General features: G+C 66.7%; 10 protein-coding genes. 5 read left to right on the forward strand and 5 right to left on the reverse strand.

The genetic code is table 11. From position 1 onward, the window contains the following. Nucleotides 1-2741 (reverse strand): Rne/Rng family ribonuclease (locus EJC49_RS24490; RefSeq protein WP_126702549.1); only part of this gene is annotated, 2741 nt, incomplete at its 3' end. 626 nt (nt 2742-3367) lie between these two features. Between EJC49_RS24490 and EJC49_RS24495 the strand changes: the two genes are divergently transcribed. The 3 genes from EJC49_RS24495 to prfB all read left to right on the forward strand — a co-directional run bounded on the left by EJC49_RS24495 (nt 3368) and on the right by prfB (nt 8524). Continuing rightward, nucleotides 3368-4615: an N-acetylmuramoyl-L-alanine amidase gene (locus EJC49_RS24495; RefSeq protein WP_126702550.1), complete on the forward strand. Its 1248-nt coding sequence runs from the start codon at nt 3368-3370 to the stop codon at nt 4613-4615. A 206-nt stretch (nt 4616-4821) separates the two neighbouring features. Then, nucleotides 4822-7266, forward strand: coding sequence for a penicillin-binding protein 1A (locus EJC49_RS24500; RefSeq protein WP_126702551.1), 2445 nt, complete (start codon nt 4822-4824; stop codon nt 7264-7266). Between the two features lie 129 nt (nt 7267-7395). Then, a protein-coding gene (gene prfB, locus EJC49_RS24505) for a peptide chain release factor 2 (protein WP_126702552.1) occupies nt 7396-8524 on the forward strand; the annotation gives its coding sequence in 2 pieces (ribosomal slippage) (nt 7396-7461 and nt 7463-8524; 1128 coding nt in all). A gap of 43 nt (nt 8525-8567) precedes the next feature. Here prfB and EJC49_RS24510 read toward each other — a convergent pair. From EJC49_RS24510 to EJC49_RS24520, 3 genes are all read right to left on the reverse strand, one after another. Continuing rightward, entirely contained in the window at nt 8568-9842 is a 1275-nt protein-coding gene (locus EJC49_RS24510; RefSeq protein WP_126702553.1) for a M23 family metallopeptidase, read from the reverse strand. Nucleotides 9843-10048: 206 nt separating this feature from the next. Then, complete coding sequence (locus tag EJC49_RS24515) at nt 10049-10900, reverse strand: ferritin-like domain-containing protein (RefSeq protein ID WP_126702554.1); 852 nt, start codon at nt 10898-10900, stop codon at nt 10049-10051. Between the two features lie 5 nt (nt 10901-10905). After that, on the reverse strand, nt 10906-11373 hold the full coding sequence (locus EJC49_RS24520; protein ID WP_126702555.1) for a peroxiredoxin: 468 nt from the start codon (nt 11371-11373) through the stop codon (nt 10906-10908). 267 nt (nt 11374-11640) lie between these two features. Between EJC49_RS24520 and EJC49_RS24525 the strand changes: the two genes are divergently transcribed. Continuing rightward, nucleotides 11641-14904: a YhdP family protein gene (locus EJC49_RS24525; protein ID WP_126702556.1), complete on the forward strand. Its 3264-nt coding sequence runs from the start codon at nt 11641-11643 to the stop codon at nt 14902-14904. A 48-nt stretch (nt 14905-14952) separates the two neighbouring features. Here EJC49_RS24525 and tyrS read toward each other — a convergent pair whose 3' ends face one another. After that, the gene (tyrS, locus tag EJC49_RS24530; protein ID WP_126702557.1) at nt 14953-16209 is read right to left on the reverse strand and encodes a tyrosine--tRNA ligase; all 1257 of its coding nucleotides are present in this window, start codon (nt 16207-16209) and stop codon (nt 14953-14955) included. Nucleotides 16210-16316: 107 nt separating this feature from the next. On the opposite strand from tyrS, the gene EJC49_RS24535 reads away from it, so the two are divergent. After that, on the forward strand, nt 16317-17141 hold an 825-nt coding region (locus EJC49_RS24535), incomplete at its 3' end, for an anhydro-N-acetylmuramic acid kinase (protein ID WP_126702558.1).

Below are 17141 nucleotides of genomic sequence, written 5' to 3' on the forward strand. Positions count from 1 at the left end.
TCTGCCGCCGCAACCGCGGCGACCGGCGCCTCGGCTGCGGCTTCGGCCGCCTTGGCGGCCGCTTCCGCTTCGGCGAGGGCCTTCTTGGAAGGCCGCCGGGCGCGCTTCTTCGGCGCCGGCTTGCCGTCGGTCTCGGCCACCGCCTCGGCGGCCGGTTCCACCGGGGTCTCCGGCTCGATCGCTTCCGCCACCGGCGCGTCCGCCATCACCGCCGCCGGTGCTTCGACGGCGCTGTCGCCGGCAGGGGCCGCGTCGTCGCCGTCATCATCGCCGGTTTCGGCGCCGGCCTCGATCTCGACGCCGTCCGCGTCGCGGCGGTTCTTGCGGCCGCCGCGCTTGCCGCGACGCCGCTTCTTGCCGCCATCCGCATCGGCGCCGGCGTCGTCGGCGACCTCGCCAGCCTCGGTGCCGGCTTCGATGCCTGCCTCGACCGGTCCGGATTCGTCGTCGTCGTGCCCGGTATCCTCAGCCGCACCGGCCTCGCCAGCCTGCGTGCCCGCCTCCTGACCGTCACGATCGCGTCCGCCGCGCCGCCGCCGGCGCTTGCGCTTGCGGCGACCCTGGCCGTCTTCCGAGGCGCTCTCGCGCTGTTCGCGGGGTTCGCGCTGCTGAGGCTGCGGCGCCGCGACCACGGCCTCTTCTTCGTCGTCCTCGACTTCCGGTTCGATCGCCGCGTCGAGAAGCTCGTCCTCGGCGGTGTCCGCATAGGCTGGCATCTGCGGGATGGCGATCGGGTTCTCGACCACCGCGCCGCGCATGATCGCATAATGCTGGATGCCGACGCTCTCATCCGCCTCGATGGTGATCGACAGGCCGAAACGCATCTCGAGGTCGATGATGTTGGCGCGCTTGTGGTTCAGGACGTAGAGCGCCGTCGCCACCGGCGTGCGCACGGTGATGTGGTGGCGGTTGTCCTTGAGCAGGTGCTCCTCGATGGCCCGCACGACGTGCAGCGCCACCGACGAGTCCGAGCGGACATGACCGGTCCCGCCGCAATGCGGGCAGGGCTTCATCGTCGAATCGAGCACGCTGGCGCGAATGCGCTGGCGCGACATCTCCAGCAGGCCGAAATGCGAGATCCGGCCGACCTGGATGCGCGCGCGGTCGTTCTTGAGGCAGTCCTTCATCTTCTTCTCGACGGCGCGGTTGTTCCGCTTCTCGTCCATGTCGATGAAGTCGATGACGATCAGGCCGGCGAGGTCGCGCAGCCGCAACTGGCGCGCCACTTCCTCGGCCGCCTCCAGGTTGGTCTGCAGCGCGGTGTCCTCGATCGAATGCTCCTTGGTCGAGCGACCGGAGTTGACGTCGATGGAGACCAGCGCCTCGGTCTGGTTGATGATGATGTAGCCGCCCGACTTCAGGGTCACCTGCGGCTGCAGCATGCGGTCGAGCTGCGCCTCGATGCCGTTGCGCGCGAAGATCGGCACGACGTCGCGATAGGGCTGTACCACCTTCGCATGGCTGGGCATCAGCATGCGCATGAAGTCCTTGGCCTCGCGGTAGCCCGTGTCGCCGGCAACCAGGATTTCGTCGATGTCCTTGTTGTAGAGGTCGCGCACCGACCGCTTGATCAGGCTGCCTTCCTCGTAGACGAGGGCAGGGGCGGTGGACTGGAGCGTCAGCGTGCGAACGTTCTCCCACAGCCGCATCAGGTATTCGTAGTCGCGCTTGATCTCGGGCTTGGTGCGATTGGCGCCGGCCGTGCGCAGGATCACGCCCATGCCCTGCGGCACCTCGAGTTCCTTGACGACGTCCTTCAGGCGCTTGCGATCCGGCAGGCTGGTGATCTTGCGGGAAATGCCGCCGCCGCGCGCCGTGTTGGGCATCAGCACCGAATAGCGTCCGGCGAGCGACAGATAGGTCGTCAGCGCCGCGCCCTTGTTGCCGCGCTCTTCCTTGACGACCTGGACGAGCAGGATCTGGCGGCGCTTGATGACTTCCTGGATCTTGTACTGCTTGCGAAACACCTTGCGGCGATTGGGCAGTTCCTCGAGCGCGTCCTCGGCGCCGACCGATTCGACCTCCTCGTCGCCCTCCTCGATCGAGCGCGGTCCGCCCTCGTCCGAATCGTCGCGACCGAAGTCGTGCGACTTGTCCGAGCGCTCGCCGACGTCCTCGGAGACCACGTCCGCCGAACTCGCCGCCGCCATGGCCGGGCCGCCGGGCTTGCCGTCGCCGTCTTCGGCCTCGTCCTGGTCGACGTCGGCGGCCGGTTCGTCCAGATCCTGCGCCGGCCGAACGTCGTCGCCGGCCGATTCGGGATCGCCATTCTCGAAGCTTCCGACCGATTCGACGCCGTTGTCGTCGGCGTCGCGCTCGCCTTCGGCGCCGCTGGACGCGCTGGTCTCGTCATCGCGACGGTTGCGGCTGCGGCCGCGGCCGTTGCGCCGCCGCTTCTGCTTGCCGCGCTCGGAGCGTTCTTCCGGATCCTCGTCGTCGTCCTCGTCCTCGGCCGCTTCCGCTTCGGCCCGGAGCAGCGCCTGACGGTCGGCCACGGGGATCTGGTAGTAGTCGGGATGGATTTCGCTGAAGGCGAGGAAACCGTGGCGGTTGCCGCCATATTCCACGAAGGCCGCCTGGAGCGACGGCTCCACCCGTGTCACGCGGGCCAGGTAGATGTTGCCTTTGAGCTGCTTCTTGTCCTGGGACTCGAAGTCGAATTCCTCGATACGGTTACCGCGTGTGACGACGACCCGCGTTTCCTCCGGGTGGGAGGCATCGATGAGCATTTTGTTGGGCATAAGAATTTGTCTCCCCGGCAGCCGCCATCACGGACGGGGGCGACATTGCGCACCGCCTGGTGATTCTCGGAGGGATCGTGCCGGATAATCTGTGGTCCGCCGACTGCCGTGGCCGAGACGCCGGAAGATGCCCGCCCGCAGCCACGAAGGCGCGGTTCTGTTCGGGAGTTTTCTTCAGGGCGCCCAAGGCCATCGCTTTTCCAGGCGAAACGTTTTCAACCAAGGCCCGGAACACGCCGGACCAGCTCTTTGCTCGTACAGAGCCGGCGCGGAAGACAACTTCCGGCCGTTTTCATCACTCAAGGTGTTCCGGTCAACCGCGAACGCCTTGACGAAAACTTTCTGGTTCACTACGCGCCGGACAACCAGCCGTCGCCATCGACATGAAACTTCCGCTCGGTTGAGGGAAGATCGGTCGGGAGGAGGTGCCGAGCATTGAAGTAACCCAGCGACGCTTTTATGATTTGGGCGCGACGAAGGCAACCCCCGTTTCCGATGCCGGCAAAGGGGGGGCGGGAGGGGTTGGCGCGACAAGCTTTGGTTAACCACGCGCGGATACGATCCGTTAACGAGACGCATGTCCGGCAGGCTGGACACCGGCAAACAGGGTGGCGGGACTGGGACTGATGCAACGACCGCAGGACCATGGCTGGCGAGTGCTGCATCGCGCACTGGCCGGATTAGTCGTGCTCGCGGCGCTGATGCTCGCCCAGGCAGGCGCCATCGCGGCGCCGGATGCCGAATCGCCGCCGCTGCGCGCACACGCCTACCGCATGGCGGGCGACGCGGTGCGCATGCGGGTGGTGGTGGAGTTCAATCGCGAGCCGGACGTCAAGTGGTTCCTCCTGCGCGGTCCGCATCGTCTCGTGGTCGACCTCCCGGAAACCAGCTTCGGCTTCGAGCCGGACACGCTCGATCCGCGCGGTCTCGTGACCGGCGTCCGATACGGCAATCTCGGCACCGGCTCGTCGCGCCTCATCATCTCCGGGAAGGGGCCCTTCACCGTCGAGAACCTGTCGCTGCTCGAAAACGAGAACTCGCCTGGCCATCGCATGGTCATCGACATCATCGCCGATTCGGAGGCGGCCTTCGAGCGCGCGCTGGCCGACCAGGCGGCGACGACCGCGTCCACGGTGACGACCGCCAAGAGCGACCGCGTCGGCACGCGCGAAAGGACCGGAAAGCCGTTCACGATCGTGATCGATCCGGGCCATGGCGGCATCGACGGGGGCGCGAAGGGTCTTGGCGGGATCGCGGAGAAGGATCTGACGCTGTCCTTTTCACGGGATCTTCTCGACCGACTGAAGGCGACCGGCCGCTTCAACGTCTTCATGACCCGGGACGACGACGTCTTCCTGCGCCTGGACGAGCGGGTGCGGATCGCGCGCCAGCACGATGCCGATCTGTTCGTCTCGATCCATGCCGACACGATCAACCTGCCGAGTATCCGCGGGGCGAGCGTCTACACGATTTCGGAAAAGGCGTCCGACGAAGTCGCGCGCGCCGCCGCCGAGCGCGAGAACCGCTCCGATTCGGTCGCCGGCATCGAGATTACCGACGAGAACCCGCAGGTCGCCGACATTCTCTTCGATCTCATACGGCGCGAGACGCATGGTTTTTCCGTCAAGTTTGCGCGATCCCTGGTCGAGCAGCTCGGCAAAAGCATCGAACTGATCAACAATCCGCAGCGCGCTGCGGGCTTCCGCGTGCTGCGCGCCCCGGACGTGCCTTCCGTGCTGGTCGAACTCGGTTATCTGTCCAACGCATCGGATGCCGCCCGGCTTCAGGACCCGGTCTGGCGCGACAAGGCGGTGTCCAGCATGCTGGAGGCAATCGAGGAATTCGCCACGATCAGGGTCGGCGCGCGCGGGTGAGGATGAAGCGGAGGGATTGACGGCCGTGGCCTTTTGGCAACATGCCTCGCAAAGGCGTGTTTCCTCGCGTGGCCGTACGGTGTTCCTGCCGCATTTTGCCCACATGATGTGGGCAATGAGCGGTCGGTGAAACGAAGTGCGGTTTCCCACCGAGGAAGCACCTTCGCAAGGCTACCGGGCTTCGGGTTGTCCGGATTGGAGCGGGTATGATTCGACTCATTGGATATTTCTTCGGCGTTGCCATTATGCTGGGCCTCGTGGTGGCCGGCGGCGTCGCCCTGTATCTGACCCAGCTGTCCAGCGATCTGCCCGATTACGAGGTGCTGGCCCGCTACGAGCCGGCGGTGACGAGCCGCGTTCACGCGTCCGACGGCGAGTTGATGGCCGAGTTCGCCAAGGAGCGGCGCCTGTTCCTGCCCATCCAGGCCATTCCGGACCGTGTGAAGGCGGCCTTCCTGTCCGCCGAGGACAAGAATTTCTACACTCATCCCGGCATCGATCTGACCGGTCTGGCCCGCGCCGTGATCACCAACGTGCAGAATGTCGGCAGCGGCCGGCGCCCCGTGGGCGCGTCGACCATCACCCAGCAGGTCGCCAAGAACTTCCTCCTGACCTCCGACCAGACCTACGATCGCAAAATCCGCGAGATGATCCTCGCCTTCCGCATCGAGCAGGCCTATTCGAAGGACCGGATTCTCGAGCTCTATCTCAACGAGATCTTCTTCGGGCTGAACTCCTACGGGATCGCCGGTGCGGCGCTCGCCTATTTCGACAAGTCCGTCAACGAACTCACGATCGGCGAGGCGGCCTACCTGGCGGCGCTGCCCAAGGGGCCTGCCAACTACCATCCGTTCCGGCACACCGAGCGCGCCATCGAGCGCCGCAACTGGGTCATCGACCAGATGGTGTCGAACGGCTATGTCGAGGCGGCCGAAGGCGAGAAGGCGAAGACGACGGGACTGAACGTCAATCCGCGCCGTCGCGGCAGCAACCTGTTCGCCGGCGAGTACTTCACCGAAGAGGTGCGTCGCGAGATCATCCAGCGATATGGCGAGGATGCGCTCTACGCCGGCGGCCTCTCGATCCGGACCACTCTCGATCCGAAGCTGCAGACCATCGCCCGCACCGCGCTGCAGAACGGCCTGATCCGCTTCGACACGCTGCGCGGCTTCCGCGGCCCGGTGACCAGCATCGCGACGTCCGGCGACTGGGGCGTTCCGCTGGCCGAAGTGCCGGTGCTGTCCGACGTTCCGGAATGGCAGCTGGCGGTCGTGCTGGAGGTCGGCGCCAACGGTCTTGAACTGGGGCTGCGGCCGCAGCGGGAAGTGTCGGGCCAACTCGTCGCGGAGCGCGAGATCATCTCGATCAGCGCCAAGGAGATGGGCTGGGCGATGCGTTACGTCGTCGACGGCAAGCTGCTCAAGGCAAAGACGCCGTCCGACGTGCTGAGCGTGGGCGACGTCGTCTATGTCGAGAACGAGGGCTCCGCCTGGACGCTGCGCCAGGTTCCCAAGGTCGGCGGTGGACTGGTGGCGATGAACCCCCATACCGGCCGCGTGCTGGCGATGGTCGGCGGATTTTCCTTCTCGGCTTCCGAGTTCAACCGCGCGACCCAGGCGATGCGCCAGCCGGGATCGTCGTTCAAGCCGATCCTCTACGCCGCCGCGCTGGACAATGGCTACACGCCCGCCTCCGTCGTGCTCGACGGGCCGATCACCATCACCATCGGCAACGAGGTCTGGTCGCCGAAGAACTATGGCGGCCAGGCGGCCGGCCCGTCGACGCTGCGCGCCGGCATCGAGCGGTCGCGCAACCTGATGACGGTTCGCCTCGCCAACGACATGGGCATGCCGCTGGTGGCCGAATACGCCGAGCGGTTCGGTGTCTACGACCGCATGCCGCCGCACATTTCCATGTCTCTGGGCTCCGGCGAAACGACCGTCATGCGCATGGTCACGGCCTATTCGGTGTTCGCCAATGGCGGCAAGTCGATCAAGCCCTCGCTCATCGACCGCATCCAGGATCGCTACGGCAAGACCGTCTACAAGCACGACGAGCGCGGTTGCGAGGGCTGCAACGCGCCCGAATGGCGTGGACAGTCGGAACCCGAGCTGATCGACAATTACGAGCAGGTGCTTGATCCGATGACGGCCTACCAGATCACCTCGATGATGCAGGGCGTGGTGCAGCGCGGCACCGCCACCACCATTGCCGAGCTTGGCCGTCCCATCGCCGGCAAGACCGGCACCACCAACGACGAGAAGGACGCCTGGTTCGTCGGCTTCACCCCCGACATCGTCGTGGGCGTCTATCTCGGCTACGACCAGCCCTCGCCGATGGGCAAGGGATCGACCGGTGGCGGCCTCGCCGCCCCGATCTTCAAGGAGTTCATGGCCGAGGCGCTGAAGGACATGCGTCCGGTCGACTTCCAGATCCCGCAAGGCATGAAGCTCATCCCGATCAACCGCCAGACCGGCATGCAGGCCTACGAAGGCGAGGCCGGCGTGATCATGGAAGCGTTCAAGCCCGGCACCGGGCCGGCCGACTCCTACTCCATCATCGGCGGCGAGTATGGCGTCTCGGTCGAAGGCGCCGCGATCTCGCCCTCGGCGAGCCGTGCAATCTCCACGGGCGGCGGCGGCCTCTACTGACCCGCTGATCGAAACGCGTCGGCGGCGCGGCAAGCGCTGCGATCGCCTTTACAGCGGCGGACCATGGAAATATGGTCCGCCGCGATTCATCACCCATTCCATCCAATCAGAAAGAGCAGGCAACCTGCCATGCGCGCGGAAACCCAAAATCTTGTCGACGAGATCCAGCAGGGCATCGGCCTGCTGAGGAGGCATCTTTGACTGGGATCAGGCCCTCAAGCGTCTAGACTATCTCAACTCGCTCGCCGAGGACGGCGATCTCTGGAACGACCCCCAGAAGGCACAGGACCTGATGCGCGAGCGTCAGTCGCTGGAAGACCAGATCGCGGCCATCCGCCGCCTGTCGTCGCAGCTCGAGGATGGCATCGGCCTCATCGAACTCGGCGAGGAGGAGGGTGACCAGTCGGTCGTGGGCGAGGCCGAGGCTTCGATCCGCGACCTGCGGGCCGAGATCGCCGCGCGCCAGATCGAGACGCTCTTGTCCGGCGAGGCCGACAAGAACGACACCTATCTGGAAGTGCATGCCGGCGCCGGCGGCACCGAGAGCCAGGACTGGGCCAACATGCTGCTGCGCATGTACACGCGCTGGGCCGAACGGCGGAAGTTCAAGGTCGAGGTTCTCGAAATGCATGACGGCGAGGAGGCCGGCATCAAGTCGGCGACCCTGCTGATCAGGGGCCACAACGCCTATGGCTGGCTGAAGACCGAATCCGGCGTGCACCGCCTCGTGCGCATCTCGCCCTACGACAGCAATGCGCGCCGGCACACGTCGTTTGCCAGCGTCTGGGTCTATCCGGTCATCGACGACACGATCGAGATCGAGGTGTCCGAATCGGATGTTCGCATCGACACCTATCGCGCATCGGGCTCGGGCGGCCAGCACATCAACACGACCGATTCGGCCGTGCGCATCACCCATCTGGCGACCGGGATCGCAGTCGCCTGCCAGCAGGAGCGCTCGCAGCACAAGAACAAGGCCAAGGCCTGGGAGATGCTGCGGTCACGCCTCTACGAGGCCGAGCTGCAGAAGCGCGAGGAAGCGGCGAACGCAACCGAAGCGTCGAAGTCCGACATCGGCTGGGGCCACCAGATCCGCTCCTACGTGCTGCAGCCCTATCAGCTCGTGAAGGATCTGCGCACCGGCTTCGAAAGCACCAACCCCCAGGGTGTGCTCGACGGCGACGTCGACGATTTCATGGAGGCCTCGCTGTCGCATCGCATCGATGGCGGTGCGACCGCGGTCGCCGACATCGACTGATCGCAAGCGCCGCCGGTCGTTGCCGGCGGTGTTCCTGACGGCTCTACAGCAGATCCTTGATGGCCTTGCCTGCGCTGATGTAGCGGACCGGGTTCGTGGCCTTGCCGTTGCGGCGCACCTCGTAGTGAAGATGCGGTCCGGTGGAGCGGCCGGAGCTTCCCGCCAATCCGATGATGGCGCCAGCCGAGATGGCTTCGCCCTCCGCCACCTTGATCCGGCTGAGATGCGCATAGCGCGTGGTCAGGCCGTTGCCATGGTCGATCTCGACCATGCGGCCGTAGCCTCCGTTCCAGCCGGACTTGACGACGGTGCCGGCGCCGCTGGCGCGCACCTGGACGCCGACCGCGGCGCGGAAATCGATGCCGGCGTGGAAGGCGGGGCGGCCGATGAGCGGGTCGCGGCGAACACCGAAGCCGCTGGTCACGTTCTGGCCCGGCGCGGGATTGGCGATCGGCAGCCGCACGGCGGCGCGGCGGATGCCGTCGAGCTTGGTCAGCGCGTCGTCCAGTTCCTCGACTTCGGCCTCGAAGGGATCTTCGGTCCCGACCGGGACCAGGGGGCCACCGACGTCGCTCGTGCCGTAGCCGGGATCGACGGGCAGGCCGGCTTCCTTCAGCGCGGTGACGATGGCGTCGGCGGTCTTGTAGGCGTTCTCCTTCACCGAGCGGATCTTCCGAAGCTGCTGATCCTCGATGTCGCGCAAGGAGCGGTTGATCTTCATGAACAGGAGGTCGGCTCGGTCGGCCGGAGACATGTTCGGCTCGTCGGCGCGAGGCTTCTTCTGCGCCAGTCCCGACAGCGCCGAGGCGGCCGCGCTCGCGGTCGCGGTCGGCGCGAAGGCGTTCTCGAGCGGAATGCCGGCGCGGATCTCGGGCTTGGTGAGCGGGACGGGACCCCGCACGGGCAGGGCATCCTCGCCGACGGCCTTTTCCAGCAATGGCAGGATCATGCCGTTGCGGGCCGTGAGTTCTTCCTGCCGGTCGATCAGTTCGGCCACCTTGCTTTCGACGAGCTGCTGGTCGAGCATCTGGCGGCTGGTGATGCGGTCGACCTGGGCGCGCAAGGCCGAAATCCGGTCTTCGTAGGCATGCTGCAGGCGGGCTTGCCGCGCCACGGTCGCGCCGATCAGGTCGTCCCGCAGGACCAGGTAGCTGGTGGCCAGAAGGTATCCGACGGCGCAGGCCGCGAGCACCGACCCGGCCACGGCCGACATCCACGGCCTCACGGTGAAATGGCGGATCTCTTCCCCACGGGCGATGATGAAGGTGTGCGGTTCCTTGCGCTTGCCGAAAACGGCGGATGAACGGCTCTTTGACACAGGACGCTGCTTTCCATTGCACCCAAAGCGCATCGCGACTCGCAGAGCCGCTCGAGACGCCTTGGGTCTTCGTTCTTCGCCTGTCTTGGCCTCGAAGCCGTTGCCCGCCTTCGAGAGACATGCTCCAGGATTACACCGACCGATTACACTCCATTAGGGTTAACAAAGGTTTTCGGACCCACCATCGAGGCCCTGTCCGGGTCGCTTCAGCCGTGGCGCGAAGACGCGCTCAACGCGCGGTAGAAGAGGGGCGTCAGGCCGGCCGCCGCGCGTGCGCGGTCGTTGAATGGCGGCTTCAGGTCGCCGCGGAAATTGGCCCGCACCAGCTCCTGGAACCGCTGCGCGGGATTGATCCGGTCGCGCGCGCAATAGAACCGGAACCACTTGGCGCCGATCGCCACGTGCTTCTTCTCGTCTTCGTAGATGACGCGCAGGATCGCGGCTGTCTCGGTGTCCCCGGTCTCTTCCATCTTCTCCAGCAGCGAGGGCGTGACGTCGAGGCCGCGCGCCTCGAGGATCAGCGGCACCACGGCCAGACGCGCGTGCAGGTCGTTACGGGTCTGGTGGGCAGCTTCCCAGAGCCCGCCATGCGCGGGCAGGTCGCCATAATCCGCGCCGAGCGCGCGCAGCCTGTTGCGCAGCAGCGTGAAGTGCTTGGCCTCCTCGAAGGCGACCTGCATCCAGCCGTCGAAGAAGCTCGCCGGCGGTCGCTCGGCGGCGAACCGCGCGACGATGTCGAGGGCGAGGTCGATCGCGTTGAGCTCGATGTGCGCCAGCGCGTGGGCGAGCGCCACGCGGCCCTTGTCGGTGTGCAGCGAGCGGCGCGGCACATGCCGGGGCTCGACAAGCTCCGGCCGCGCCGGCCGGCCGGGGCTGTCCGGCGGTGTCCCGTCCATCGGGCTCATCACCGAGATCGTCCGGTCGAACCAGCGCCGCGCCACGATCCGCACGATCGCCGTCTTGCGATCGAGGTCGCTGGCCGCGATGGCATCGATGCAGCCGCCCCGCAGGCTCGCCGGCCGATAGTCGCCCGCATCGGCGGGGGAGGCTGCATCCATCGGCGTCACAGGCTCTTCACCGCTTCCAGCACGTCCTTCGCATGTCCCGGCACCTTCACCTTGGGCCAGATCCTGCGGACCTTGCCGTCAGGCCCGACGAGGACGGTGGTGCGCTCCACGCCCATGTAGGTCTTCCCGTACATGCTCTTCTCCACCCAGACGCCATAGGCTTCCAGCGTCGATTTCTCCTCATCGGAGGCGAGCGTCACGCGCAGGCCATGCTTCGCCTTGAATTTGTCATGACTTTTTGCGCTATCGGGAGAAAGGCCGATGATGATCGCGCCGGCCTCGTCGAAGTCGGGCTTGAGAGCGGAGAAGTCGATCGCTTCGGTGGTGCAGCCGCTCGTGTCGTCCTTCGGGTAGAAGTAGAGGACGACCGCCTTGCCCTTCAGAGACGACAGCGCGATGGTCCCGCCTCCGTCGCTGGGGAGTTCGAAGTCCGGTGCATCCTGTCCGATTTCTGGTCTTGCCATGTGAGGTTCCTTCTGTGTCGGCCACGCCCGCCGGCCGCGCGCCGTCTCGCTGCGGAATTTCGTTAACGGCACCGGCGGTTCGCCTTATAGTTAACGTGCGGGATTCGTCCATGGATCACCGCTGAGTCGAACCACCGAGTGGAAGAGAGGACTGTGCAGCACGAGAAAGTGCGATTCCGGAAGGCCGAGATAGCGGCCTTGGAGACGTTGCCTTCGGCCAGCACCCCACCCCCTCTCGCCAGGCGGCGGAGGCGGGGTGGTCGTGCCGTGGCCAGGGTCGCCTTTCTGTCGGGCATGGCCTTGCTGGCGCTGGTGCTCGTGGCCGCCGGCACCCTCTATCTCGCCGGAGCGGCCGGCTTCGGCAACGACCGGATCAAGCAGGAAGCGGAAGTGGCGCTTTCGGCCTATGCCGGCGTGCCCGTGCGGGTCGAGGCCGGGGCCGCGCGCCTCTCCTGGGGCGAGATCGGCCTGGTCTCCATCGAGGTTCCCGACGTTCGCCTGTCGGTCGCCGAAAACGGCCGGGAGTTCGCCCGTGCCGGCGCGATGCGGTTCGGCTTCTCGCTCTGGCCGCTGCTGACGGGGCGCCTGGACATCAAGGAAGCCGCGCTGATGGAAGCGGTCGTCGACGGGGCCGCTCTTCCCGCGTCGAGCGAACCGGGATGGCTCGACGGGGTGACCGACGAGCGCGGCCTGATCGATCCCGACAAGGTGGTGGCGTCGATCTTCGGCGGGATGACGCAGCTGTTCGATGCGCTGGAAGGTCGCGAGGCGCCGCGCATGGTGATGCGGGACGTGGAACTGATCCTGGCGGGAGACGCGCGCCACAGCCTGCACGCCGAACATTTTTCGGCATGGCGCCAGCCGGGAGAGGGACTGAAGCTCGAGGGAGAGTTCGATCTCCTGGGGCGGCCGGTCGTCCTCACCGGCGTCGCGTCGCGCCGCAAAGCCACGGGAATCCGCTTCGATGTCCAGGTCGACGCGACGCGTCCGGCGGAAACCGCAAGCGCCGATTCGCCCTGGATCGAAGGCAGCGGCCGCCTTCGGCTCACCGGCACGCGTCCGGCGCCGGGGCGGGGACGGATCCGGATCGTGGCGTCGGGGGCTGACCTCGTCGCCACCCTGCCCGAATTCGGGCCGATGCGCGCCAATCTCGACATGGCCGCCGTTCTGGCCGCCGGATCCGGCAAGCTCGAATTCGAACGCCTGTCGCTCAAGACCGCGCGCTCGACCTACGCCTTCCATGGCGCGGTGGGGCCGGTGCCGGCCAAGGACGAACGCAATGCCGCCCCGGCCTATCGCTGGGAATTCAACTCGGACGGATCAACCATCGCCGGGGACGACGTGTCCGAGCCGGCGCTGCAGTTCCTGGCCCGGGTCGCCGGAACCTACGATCCCGTGGCGCGGCTTCTCAACGCCCAGGAACTCGGGATCCGCACGCGGCCCGGCGAGATCGTCGGCCGCGCCAGCATCCAGTTCTTCGAGGACATCGCCCCTTCCGTGGCGCTGGCGCTCGACATCCCAACCATGCCGGTTTCGTATGCCAAGCAGCTCTGGCCGACGCCGACCGCACCCGGCGCCCGGGCCTGGGTTCTGGCCAACGTCTTCGGCGGCACCATCGAGAATTCACGCGTGCGGCTGCGCGTGGAGCCGGGTCGGCTCGGCAACGGCTTTTCGCTGAACGGTGATGAAGTCAACGGCCACTTCACCATCGCCGACACGCGCTTCGACATCACCGGAGAGTTGCCCGCCGTCCGCGATGCCCACGGGACGGTCGATTTCCGCGGTTCGGACGTCGACATCACCCTGTCGCGGGGGACCGTCTACATGCCGACCGGCCGCACGCTGGCGGCCTCGAACGGAAGCGTTCTGATCCGGCAGGTCGAGTCGCAACCCGCGACCGGTTTCGTCGACATCGACGTCGAAGGCGATGCGCCCGCGGCGGCGGAGTTCGCCTCCTATCGGCCGATCGACGCCATGCGCAGGCTTGGCCTCTCGGCGGAGGATTTTTCCGGAACGGTGAAAGGCAACGTCAAGGTCGAGATCCCGCTGCGCAAGGACTTCCCCGCCGACCAGCTCGATTGGGACGTGGACCTCGTCTACGAAAACCTGGACATCGCCAAGCCTTTCGACGGGCAGACCGTGACGCAGGCCAACGGAACGATCGACGTCGACCCGATGCGGGCCATCATCCGTGCCAAGGTTCTCCTGAACGGCATGCCGTCGGAAATCGCCATGACCGAGCCGCTTTCGGATGATGGTCCGGCGCGGACACGCGACGTGGCGCTGGTGCTCGACGACGCGGCCCGCAAGCGCCTGGCGCCTGGACTGAACGAGATGCTGTCGGGCCCCGTCACGGCCAAGGTGACGATCGTCGGTCCCGGCGAGCAACGCTTCGACGTCGACCTGGCCAAGGCCCAGCTGTCGTTCCCATGGGTGGGCTGGACGAAGGGAGCAGGCATTCCAGGCACCGCGCGTTTCGTCATGAAGCAGGATGGCGACCGCATCGCCCTGTCCGGTTTCGAACTGGCGGGCGAGAGCTTCTCGGCCAAGGGCGACATCGTCCTGACCGGTGGCGACCTGTCCGAAGCCCGGTTTTCGAGCGTCTCGCTCAACCGGGGGGACGACGTTGCCGTGAAGCTGGTGCGCAGCGGCAAGGGCTTCGACGTCGGCATCGAAGGCGCCTCGTTCGATGCGCGCTCCGTCATCAAGCTCTACCTCGCCGAAACGGATAAGGCCGAGAAGGCGGTGGAAGCCGTGCCGATCACGCTCGGGGTCGCCGTGGCGCGCACCGTCGGCTTCAACAACGAGGTCCTGACCGGCCTGAACGTCAGCCTGCGCGGCACCGGCACGGATCTCGGCGCACTTCGCATCGCGGCGATTTCGGCGCGCGGCGCGCCCGTCTCCATCGTCAACGAGACCGACGCGGCCGGGCGAAACGTCAGCATCCGTTCGACCGATGCCGGCGCGGTGCTGCGCTTCCTCAACATCTACGAATACATGCATGGCGGCACGATCGACCTGGCCCTTTCGGCCAAGCCGAAGGACCCGTTGCGCGGTCAGATCGAGGCGCGCGACTTCCAGGTCATCAACGATCCGAAGCTGCGTTCGCTGGTCTCTGCACCGCCACCCGACGGCGACGGACGGTCGCTCAGCCAGGTGGCCCGGCGCGAGCTCGACGACCGCAAGGCGCGGTTCCAGCGCGGTTTCGCGCTCGTGGAGAAGGGTGATGGCTATCTGTCGATCGACCGTGGCGTGCTGCGCGGGGCCGAGATCGGCGCGACGTTCCAGGGCGCGCTGTACGACCAGCGCGGCAACATCGACATCACCGGCACCTTCATGCCGGCCTATGGCCTGAACCGGCTGTTCGGCGAAATTCCGCTGTTCGGCCAGATCCTCGGCAATGGCCGCGATCGCGGCCTGATCGGCATCACCTTCAGGCTTGCGGGCGATTCCAAGTCGCCGCAGCTCCAGATCAATCCCATCTCGGCCATCGCGCCGGGCATCTTCCGGTCGATCTTCGAGTTCGACTGAGGAACGGTGCGAGGTTGAGCGAAGGACGCATCAAGGGTGCGCAGGCCCTCAGGCCGGGCGCACCAGGATGTGCTTCTTCTTGCCGAGCGACAGCTTGACCACGCCGTCGGACGTGACGTCGCCGCCGCCGACGGTCATGCGCTCGTCGGACACGGGCCTGTCGTTGATCTTCACGGCGCCGCCCTGGACATGCCGGCGCGCCTCGCCGTTGGAGCCGGCCAGCCCCGCGCGCACGATCAGTGCAAGCAGGCCGATGCCGGAGTCGAGTTCGGCCGTCGGCACCTCGATCGATGGCAGGCTCTCGGCCAGCGCGCCTTCCTCGAAGGTCTTGCGCGCGGTTTCCGCCGCCTTTTCGGCCGCGTCGCGACCGTGCAGGATCGCGGTGACCTCGGTGGCGAGCACCTTCTTGGCCTCGTTGATCTCCGCGCCGTCGAGCGCGGCAAGCCGCGCGACCTCGGTGAGCGGCAGCGTGGTGAACAGCTTCAGGAAGCGGCCGACATCGGCATCCTCCGTGTTCCGCCAGTATTGCCAGAAGTCGTAGACCGGCAGCAGGTCGGCATTGAGCCAGACAGCGCCCGAAGCCGACTTGCCCATCTTGGCGCCGGAGGCGGTGGTCAGCAGCGGCGAGGTGACGGCGTAGAGCTGCGGCGTCCCCATGCGGTGGCCCAGATCGATGCCGTTGATGATGTTGCCCCACTGGTCCGAGCCGCCCATCTGCAGCCGGCATTCGTAGCGCTGTGCCAGCTCCACGAAATCATAGGCCTGGAGGATCATGTAGTTGAACTCGAGGAAGGACAGCGACTGCTCGCGGTCGAGCCGCGTCTTGACGCTGTCGAAGGACAGCATGCGGTTGACCGAGAAGTGGCGGCCGACGTCGCGCAGGAACTCGAGGTAGTTCAGGGGGCGCAGCCATTCGGCGTTGTTGATCATCAGGGCGCCGCCCTTGGGGCCCTTGTCGTAGTCGAGATAGTTGGAAAAGCAGCGCTTGATCGAGGCGATGTTGTCCTCGATCATGTCCACGGTCATCAGCTTGCGGGCCTCCTCCTTGAAGGAAGGATCGCCCACCATGCCGGTGCCGCCGCCCATCAGCGAAATCGGACGATGGCCGGTCGCCTGGAACCAGTGCAGCATCATGATCTGCATGAGATGCCCGACATGCAGGCTGGGCGCGGTCGGGTCGTAGCCGATATAGGCCGTCACGGTCTCCTTGCGGAGCAGGTCGTCGAGGCCGGTCTCATCGGAAATCTGGTGGATGAAGCCGCGCTCGGACAGCGTGCGCAGAAAATCGGACTTGAAGGCGGACATGGTCGGCTCTTTCGGTGGCTGCACGCGTCGCGGCCGCTGGCCGTGGCGCTGGGGGATGCGCGCCTTTAGCATCGCCCGGACGAGAATCACAAGCTGGACGGGTCTCCATGGCGGTCAAATGCGCGATCGGGCTGATGAGCGGGACGTCCATGGACGGTATCGACCTGGCGGTGGTCGACACCGACGGCATGGACGTCGTCCGGCGCGGCCCGTCAGCCTTCGTGCCCTACGAGGCGGCGTTCCGCCGGCGGATCGAAGCCGCGCTCGACGATGCGAAGGCGATCACGCGGCGCGGCGAGCGACCGGGCGACCTGGCCGGCCTCGAGCGCGAGATCACGCTGCGCCATGCCCGCGCGGTCGAGCGGTTCCGCGCCGACTTTCCGGGCGCGGCCGGCCGGGCCGACCTCGTCGGCTTCCACGGCCAGACCGTGCTGCACCGTCCGGACAAGGCGCTGACGGTGCAACTCGGCGACGGCCCGCTCTTGGCGCGCGAGACCGGACTTGCCGTGGTGTTCGACATGCGCGCCAACGACATGGTTCATGGCGGGCAGGGCGCGCCGCTGGTGCCGGTCTATCACGCGGCCCTCGCGCGGTCCCTGCCGGCCGACATGGCGCGGTTTCCTGTCTGCCTCGTCAATATCGGCGGCATTTCCAACGTGACCTTCGTGCCGGCCATTGGCGACCCGTTCGCCTTCGACAGTGGCCCCGGCAATGCGCTGATCGACCAGTGGGTGAGCGCCGAGGGCGGCGTGCCGTTTGACGCCGACGGCATGATCGCCAGCGAGGGCGGCATCGTGCGGGCAGTGGCGGACGCCTATCTCGACAAGCCTTTCTTTGCTCTCAAGGCGCCGAAATCGCTCGACCGCAACGACTTCACGCTCGACCTTGCCACGGGACTGGAACTCGCCGACGGCGCCCGCACGCTGGCGGCC

The sequence above is a fragment of the Aquibium carbonis genome (genome assembly GCF_003970795.1).
Classification (GTDB): domain Bacteria; phylum Pseudomonadota; class Alphaproteobacteria; order Rhizobiales; family Rhizobiaceae; genus Aquibium; species Aquibium carbonis.

What these genes read in the sequence shown, in the direction of transcription:
- tyrS (WP_126702557.1), bottom strand. Translation starts at nt 16,209, where the DNA reads ATGTCCGCCTTCAAGTCCGATTTTCTGCGCACGCTGTCCGAGCGCGGC.
- EJC49_RS24500 (WP_126702551.1), top strand. Translation starts at nt 4,822, where the DNA reads ATGATTCGACTCATTGGATATTTCTTCGGCGTTGCCATTATGCTGGGC.
- EJC49_RS24495 (WP_126702550.1), top strand. Translation starts at nt 3,368, where the DNA reads ATGCAACGACCGCAGGACCATGGCTGGCGAGTGCTGCATCGCGCACTG.
- EJC49_RS24515 (WP_126702554.1), bottom strand. Translation starts at nt 10,900, where the DNA reads ATGGATGCAGCCTCCCCCGCCGATGCGGGCGACTATCGGCCGGCGAGC.
- EJC49_RS24520 (WP_126702555.1), bottom strand. Translation starts at nt 11,373, where the DNA reads ATGGCAAGACCAGAAATCGGACAGGATGCACCGGACTTCGAACTCCCC.